This is a genomic window from Ornithinicoccus halotolerans (assembly GCF_009602535.1).
GTDB lineage: Bacteria > Actinomycetota > Actinomycetes > Actinomycetales > Dermatophilaceae > Ornithinicoccus > Ornithinicoccus halotolerans.
On record NZ_WIQI01000116.1, the window covers coordinates 1 to 7642 of the forward strand.

The 7642-nt window shown below is 73.9% G+C and carries 4 protein-coding genes; 1 reads left to right on the top strand and 3 read right to left on the bottom strand.

Translation table 11 applies throughout. From position 1 onward, the window contains the following. From GFJ45_RS14070 to GFJ45_RS14080, 3 genes are all read right to left on the bottom strand, one after another. The coding region (locus GFJ45_RS14070; protein WP_153398295.1) for a S41 family peptidase at window positions 1-2482 on the bottom strand (2482 nt) is incomplete at its 3' end. A gap of 32 nt (window positions 2483-2514) precedes the next feature. Then, window positions 2515-3909, bottom strand: coding sequence for an SPFH domain-containing protein (locus GFJ45_RS14075; RefSeq protein ID WP_228387076.1), 1395 nt, complete (start codon window positions 3907-3909; stop codon window positions 2515-2517). Further along, a complete protein-coding gene (locus GFJ45_RS14080) occupies window positions 3902-5599 on the bottom strand; it encodes an SPFH domain-containing protein (RefSeq protein ID WP_153398297.1) in 1698 nt (565 codons plus the stop codon). The genes GFJ45_RS14075 and GFJ45_RS14080 overlap by 8 nt, the downstream gene beginning before the upstream one ends. 163 nt (window positions 5600-5762) lie before the next feature. On the opposite strand from GFJ45_RS14080, the gene GFJ45_RS14085 reads away from it, so the two are divergent. Then, window positions 5763-7604: a DUF7800 domain-containing protein gene (locus GFJ45_RS14085; protein ID WP_228387079.1), complete on the top strand. Its 1842-nt coding sequence runs from the start codon at window positions 5763-5765 to the stop codon at window positions 7602-7604. Window positions 7605-7642: the final 38 nt, after the last annotated feature.

The following is a 7642-nucleotide window of genomic DNA, read 5'->3' on the forward strand; positions in this document are numbered from 1 at the left end:
CCCCGGCGGCGCGCAGCGGCGAGCGGGCGTCGGGCTCGCTGGACTCCCCGGGCAGCACCCGGTCGATCCGCCAGCCGCCCTCGGCGCGGGACAGGTCGGCTCCGAGCAGCCCGAGCCGGCGCTCCTGGTCGCCGGGCGGCTCCGGTGGCATGGTGTAGGCGTGGGAGGTGTTGAGCTCCCCGCCGACCTCCCACAGCAGGTCCTCCACGTCGTCGTGGCTGCGCAGCTGCTCCACCACGGGCCGCCAGCGGGCCACCACGGCGTCCCAGTCGACGCCGTCCATGTCGGCCCGCCAGAAGTGGTCGCGCATCAGCCGGGCGTACTCGTCGAACATCTGCCGCCACTCGGCCAGCGGGTCCACCTGCAGCCGCAGCCGGCCCAGATCGACGGTGACGACCTCGCCGTCGTCCTCCTCCGGCTTGTGGGTGGCGGGGGAGACCGTGACCGCGTCCTGGTGCCGCACCACGACCCGCTCCCCGTCGCCGGAGACGGCGTAGGAGTCGACCTTGTCCACGACCGTCTCCAGGTGGCGCTTGTCGAACGACCAGTACTGCAGCCGGTCCGGCCGCGCCTCGTCGCGCACCCCGGCCCGGCGGCTCCCCAGCTCGCCGGTCGCCGCCTCCTGCTCGACCCACAGCACGCCGTCCTTGGCCGGGCGCAGGTCACGGTACTCGGCCGAGGGCACCGGGAACGGCACGATCCGGTCCTCGGCGCCCGCGGCGTCCAGCTCGGGGCTCGCCGGCGGCGCCTCCTCCCCGGCCGCGTCCGCCACGTCCACCGCGGCGCCGTCCCGGCGCGCGCGGGCGTCCGCCTTCTCCCGCTCCTGCGCCTGGGTGCTGAGCCGCCAGCCCTCGGCGCTGGGCCCGAACGGTGCCGGGTCGGTCGCCGACAGCGGGATCAGCCACGGGCGGGAGGACCCGGCGAACGACAGCGCGAACTCGTGGGGGTCATACTGCGGGTCGAAGGTGCGCTCGGACAGCAGCACCACGTAGCGGCCGTCCGAGGTGAACGCCGGGTCGTGGTCGTGGTAGCGGCCCGAGGTCAGCGCGACCGGCTCGGCACCCGGGACGCGGGTGTCCAGCACCATCACCTGGTGCAGCTCGGCCTCCTCAGCCGTCGGCTGCGACCACAGCAGGTAGCGGCCGTCAGGGGAGAACCCCGGGCTCTCGGCCTCACCCTGCGGCGAGTGCCCGACCTGGCGCACGCCACCGTTGCCGGCAGCGCCCTCACTGCCCTCACTGCCCGCGCTGCCCGCGGCGACGTCCACGACCAGCACCCGCCCGTCGTGGGTGATGGCGGCCAGCCGCTCGCCGGCCGGGTCGGCAGCCAGGTGCAGCACCCGGCCCAGCTGCCCGGCCGCCAGCCGCCGGGACGGCTCGGCGCCGGTGACGTGGTGGACCTCGAGGGCGTCCTCGCCCTCGGCGTCGGTCACCAACGCGGCGCGGCCGGTCCGGCCCAGCAGCACCGGCTCGCGGGTGCGGACGGCCGAGTCGGCGACCAGCGCCCGGGCCGGCCCCTCCCGGTGCGCCAGCCAGAACGTCGCGCCCCGCCAGCCGACCAGGCTGGCGTCACCGCCGTGGTCGGGCGCCAGGGTGTGCAGCCGCTCGGTGGGGCGGGCCGACCACGGCTGCGGTGCGGCCCCGGGCACGGTGACCGGCAGCGGCCGTGGCTCACCGTCGAGGCCGTCGAGCAGCCAGAGCCGGCCGCGGCTGTGCCACACCACCCGGTGACCGTCGCTGGCGGCGTCGCGCACGTACCCCTGCTCGGGACCCTGGTGGGTCAGCTGGCGCGGCTCACCCTCGCCGGGCGCCCCGTCCCAGACCCACAGGTTGGCCTGCTCGTCGGCCCGGTCGGGGAAGCTCGCGGCGCGGTCGGAGACCACCAGCAGCCGGCCGTCGACCCACATCGGGTCGACCAGCCCGGCGGTGTCCTCCGGCAGCAGCCGCTCCCAGTCGCCGGCGCCGCGACGGTCCAGCCACAGCCGCGGCGCGGTCCCGCCCCGGTAGCGCTTCCAGTGCGCCGGTACCCGGCTGCCCGGCGTGGTCAGCGCCACCGCGCCGTCACCGGCCAGGGCCAGTCCCGAGGCCGGCCCGTACCGCAGCCGTTCCGCGCGGCCGTCCAGCCCGACCGCCTTGACGACCAGGTGCCGGATGCTGGCCTCGCCGGCGTTGGAGGCGACCAGCACCCGCTCGTCGTCGGCCCAGCCCAGCACCGTCGTGGTGTGGGCGCCCCAGTAGGTCAGCCGTCGGGAGGGCTCGCCCTCCAGGTCGGCCACGACCAGCTCGGGGTGGCCGTCGCGGTAGGAGACGAACGCCACCCGGCTCCCGTCCGGGGAGATCCGGGGGTGGCGCACCGGTGCCCGGTCGTCGGTGACGCGCCAGGCCCGGCCGCCCTCCGCGCCGACGACCCAGACGTCGTCGGCGGCCACGAAGGCGACCAGGTCCTGGCGCACGTGCGGGTAGCGCAGGTAGGCCGAGGTCATCGGGTCAACCTAGCCGTTGCCGGTGACCGGCTTCACCCGCTTTCCGTCGACCGCTCCGCCTCCCGGCCGCGGGAGGCGGCCGTGGCAGCCCGACCGGCCAGCTGGACGGCCTGCCGGTGCCCGTTGCCGGCGCGCTCGCCGTCGGCCATGCCCGGGAGCAGCTGGGCCAGCAGCAGCGTGGACAGCGCGGAGGAGTCGGTGCCGCCACCGTCGGTGCGGACCACCACCGGCCGCGGTGCCGAGTCGGCGAGGTGGGCACCGACGTCGAGCCGGCGCCGGGCCAGCTCGTACTCCAGCACCGCCCGGTTGTCGCGGTAGGCGGTGGCCAGCTGCTCCTGCGCGCGGGCCTCGCCCTGGGCCGCGACGAGGTTGGTGCGGGCGCGGGTCTCGATCTCCCAGCGCACCCGCTGCGCCTCGGTCTCGCGCTCCTCCAGCATCTGCGCGACGTCCTTGCGGGCCTTGTTGAGAGCCGCGCTGACCTCGACGATCCGGGCGTCGCGGACCTTCTTGGACCGCTCGATCTCCATCAGCAGGGTGTCGATGCGGCGCTTGCGGGTGAGCTCCCACTCCTTCTCGTAGGCTACCAGCTCCTTGGAGACCCGCTCCCGGGTGGAGAGGTGCTCGCGGTACTGGTCGGGCAGCTGCACGTCCGGGATGTTGCAGCCCATGATCTGCACGCCGTACCGGGTCAGCTGCCGGTTCAGCAGCTCCTGCATGTCCTTCACGTCGCTGCCGCGCAGGTCGTAGGCCTGCTCGGTGCGCACCTGCCGGCTGCGCTGCCGGATCGCGTCCTGCACCGAGTTGGCCAGCACCAGGTCGAAGTTGCCCGCGCCGATGGTCTGCACGAACCGGACCGCGTCGACGATGCGGAACCGCAGGAAGAACTCGATGGACTTCAGCGGGACGTTCTCGTGGGTGGGGCTGGAGAGCACCGGCGCGGTGTAGGGGATCTCGGTGGTGACGTCGACGACATAGGCCACCCGCGCCCACGGGTGCCACAGATAGTGGCGTCCCGGCGGCAGGCCGGTCCCGCTGATCGCCCCGAACTTGGTCAGCACCCCGATGGTGCCCTCCTCGATCTCCACGATGGAGGAGCGCCACCACCACAGCGCCGCGGCCACCAGCGCCAGCACCGCGACCGCGAACGCGAGACCGGCGAAGCCGCCCCGGTCGGTGGTCGCCAGCACGACGCCGCTGGCCAGCGCCCAGATCGCGAACCAGACCAGCAGCGTCCAGCGCAGGCCGCGCTTGTCGCGGGGGATGACGACCGGCACGACCGCGCCCTGCTCGCCGCCGCGCAGCAGCCGGGCCACGTCACCCCAGGAGGCCAGCACCTCCTTGATCGAGCTCATGCCCTGCTGGCGGTGCTGCGACATCGCAGGCTGCTGACCGCCCTGCCCGGGCGGGTCCCACTGCTGCTCACTCATCGGTGGTCCCCTCTCGCTGCTGCTGACCCTGCGGCTGCCCGCCGGAGGGGTCCGGTGGTGGCGTGGACTCCGCGGACTCCACGTCCACCGGCTCACTCACCGAGCGGCGGATCTGCTCCATGCGGTCCTCGCCGGGCAGGTGGGCCGTTGTCTCGGTGTCGTCCTCGCTGACGATCTCGACCTGGGTGGCCTCCGGCGGCTTCAGCAGGTGCTCGATCTCGCCCTCGCGCTGCTGCACCCGCTGCTCGATGTCAGGGCGGCGGCCCTGGATGGCGCGCATGTCCTCGTCGGTGAACAGCTGCTGGTCGGCCCCGCCGACCAGCTCGCGCGCCAGCTGCAGGTAGTCGATGCCACCCTCGCCCTCACCGATGCGCACCATCTGCGGCAGCGCGTCGGCCAGCCCCTCGAGCCGGTCCAGCAGGTCCTGCTGGTAGCGGTACTCGAGGATCTGCGGGGCCAGCGCGGCGCTCATCGCCCGGATGTCCAGGGCCTGCGCCTCCAGCAGCGCCGCGTTGGCGTTGGCGGTGGACTCGGACTCCACGAACCGCTGCCGGGCCAGCGCCTCGGCCCGGTTGGTCTCCCGCTCCAGGGCGGTGTCCATCTGCGCCTGGTAGCGGGCGATGTCGGCCTGGATGGCCGACAGCGTCTCGTTGAGGGAGGCCAGGTCGCGGTTGAGGTCGCCCTCGTTCTGCTCCTTGCGCAGCTGCAGCTCGTACTCGTAGGTGTAGGCCTCCTTGGCCACCCGCACCATCTCGGGGGCCGCCAGGTCCATCCGGTACTCCTGCGCGGACGGCTCGGCGTGGGTGATGTTGGCCGTGGTCAGCTCGACCGCGGGCGCGAACTGGGCGTTGAGCTGCTCCAGCAGCCGCGCGGTGCTCTCGCCGACCAGGTCGTAGATGCCGGAGGCCTCCTGCTCGTAGATCAGCGAGCGGGTGGTCTCGGAGATGGCGTTGTTGAGCTTGTCCTGGAAGCCCTGGACCGCGCCTAGCACGAACACGAACTCGCGGGCGCTGACGATCCGGAACTGCAGGAACAGGTCGACCGAGGCCTGCACCCCCGACTTGGTCGGCGCCTGCCGGATCGGGGCGTTGAACGGGTACTCCCGGGTGGTGTTGACGATGTAGGAGACCCGCTTCCACGGGTTCCACAGCGTCACCCGCCCCGCACCGACCTCCGCCTCGACCTTGCCGAACCGGGAGATCAGCGCCGTGCAGCCCTCCGGGACCATCACCATGCCCTGACGCCACCACATGAACGCCGCCACCAGCAGCACGATCACCCAGTAGTGCACCCCGAAGACCGCACCGGCCAGCCCCAGCGGCAGCAGCGCCAGGCCGCCCACCACGCCGAGCACCACCAGCGCGACCACCGGGAGCAGCGCGCGCACCTTGCGCCCGCGCGGCATCACCATCGGCGTGATCACGTGCACCGGCCCCTGCGGGGTCGACTCGAAGTAGCTGCGGGAGAGCTTCTCGGCGGCGTCGTCCAGCGAGGAGGACTCGGCCACGATGCGGGTGATCGCCGCCGTGCCCTCCCCCCGCTGGGTGGCGAAGTCGCCAGGGTCCAGCCCGAACGCCTCCGCGGCCTGCCCTGCTCCGCCGGCCCCGGCGACCCCGCCCAGCGACTGCTGGACCTGGTCGTTTCCGGCGACCTGGCGGGCCGCGTCAATCAGTTGCTGCGCCCTGCTCACGTCAACCCCTCCTCGGGAACCCCTGCGGCGTGCACCGTCTGCCTGCGGCTGTCCCGCGGGCGGCATGTCGAGTCTGTCACGGGGAGTGGACTCCCCGACAGGCCAGCGGGTTCCCCCAGCCCGCTCCCAGGCCGTCCACCGGTGCATGGGCCACACTGTCCGGGTGAACCGCCTGCTGCTGGGTCCGATGGTCCGCCACGTCGACACCACCTCGGCCGCGGTGTGGGTGCAGACCGAGGCGGCTGGCACCGTCTCCGTCCACCTGCCGCCGGCCCGTCAGGGGGAGCCGGAGCGGGTCTGGCGGGAGCCGACGTTCGCGGTGCACGGCTACCACTACGCCCTCGTGGAGGTGACCGGGCTGCACCCCGGCGAGCGGGTCGGCTACCGGGTGGAGGTGGACGGCCAGCCGGTGTGGCCGGAGCCGGACAGCCGCTACCCGGCCCCGGTGCTGCGGACGCTGGTGGAGGACGAGCCGCTGCACCTGGCGTTCGGGTCATGCCGCACGTCGGTGCCGCACGACCGCCACCACCACCTCACCCACGGCGTGGACGCGCTGCGCAGCTGGGGGCTGGCGCTCGCGACCGGTGAGCAGGCCCCGCTGGCCGGGGACGGGCGGCCCGGGTTCGCCGGCGAGCCCGACCTGCTGCTGCTGCTGGGCGACCAGGTCTACGCGGACTCCACGAGCCGGCAGATGCGGGAGTTCATCGCCTCCCGCCGCGACACCGACCAGCCGCCGTGGGAGGAGCTGAAGGACTACGTCGAGTACGCCCACCTGTACCTGCTGGCCTGGAGCGACCCGGCGCTGCGGTGGCTGCTGTCGTGGCTGCCGACGCTGATGATCTTCGACGACCACGACGTGCGGGACGACTGGAACACCTCGCTGGAGTGGCGCCGGGAGATGGAGGCGACCAGCTGGTGGCACGAGCGGATCGTCGCGGGCCTGGCCTCCTACTGGGTGTACCAGCACCTGGGGAACCTGTCGGTCGGCGAGCGGGCTGCCGACGAGGTGTGGGTCGAGCTGCGCCGCCGGCAGTCCGCGGGGGACGGCGAGGTGGACCTGACCGAGGTGCTGGAGGCGTTCGCGGCCCGGGTGGACCGGCAGCCGGAGACCTACCGGTGGAGCTATGCCCGCAACTACGGCGAGGCACGGCTGGTCGTCGTGGACTCCCGGGCCGCGCGGCTGCTGGAGCCCGGGGCGCGCTCGATGCTGGACGCCGAGGAGATGGCCTGGCTGGACGGCCAGCTGCAGGGGGACTGCGACCACCTCATCGTCGGCACCTCGCTGCCCTACCTGCTGCCCGAGGGGCTGCACTACCTGGAGGCGTGGAACGAGGCGATGGTGGACGGCCGCTGGGGGCCCCTGATGGCCCGCGCGGCGGAGAGGTTGCGGCAGGTGATCGACCTGGAGCACTGGGCCGCGTTCAACGGCGGCTTCGAGCAGGTCGCCCGCATGGTCACCGAGGTCGCCGACGGCCGGCGGGGCCGCTCCCCCTCCTCGGTGCTGTTCCTCTCCGGTGACGTCCACCACTCCTACGTCACCGAGGTGCAGCGCGCCGGGGGCTCCCGGGTGCTGCAGCTAGTGTGCTCGCCGATCCGCAACCCGCTGCCTCGCGCCATCCGGCTGCTGACCGCCGTCCTGGCGCACGGCGTGGCCCGCCCGGTCGGGGCCGCCCTCGCCCGGTCGGCCAAGGTCCCGGAGGCGTCGCTGACCTGGAAGGGCGTGGCCGGCCCCTGGTTCGACAACAACCTCGCGGTGCTCCGGGTGGAGCCGGAGAGCCACGAGCTGCGGGTGGTGTGGCTCAACGGCGCCGTCGAGGGCGGTGACCACGACCGGCCACAGCTCGGGGTGGTGGCCGACGTCGAGCTGGACGTGCCGCCGCCCGGCTCACCGCGCCGCCCGCCAGCGGCCCACGTGCACCCCTCCCGGCGCACCCGCGTCCGGATGCTGCGGCGGCGGGTGGCCTGGGCCGTCGCCGGCACGGTCGCGTGGGAGGTGACCGGGTGAGCGACGACCGCAGGCTCGAGGTGCTCCGCGCCATCGTG

Coding starts and splice junctions, on each gene's coding strand:
- GFJ45_RS14075 (WP_228387076.1), bottom strand. CDS start 3,909: ATGAGTGAGCAGCAGTGGGACCCGCCCGGGCAGGGCGGTCAGCAGCCT.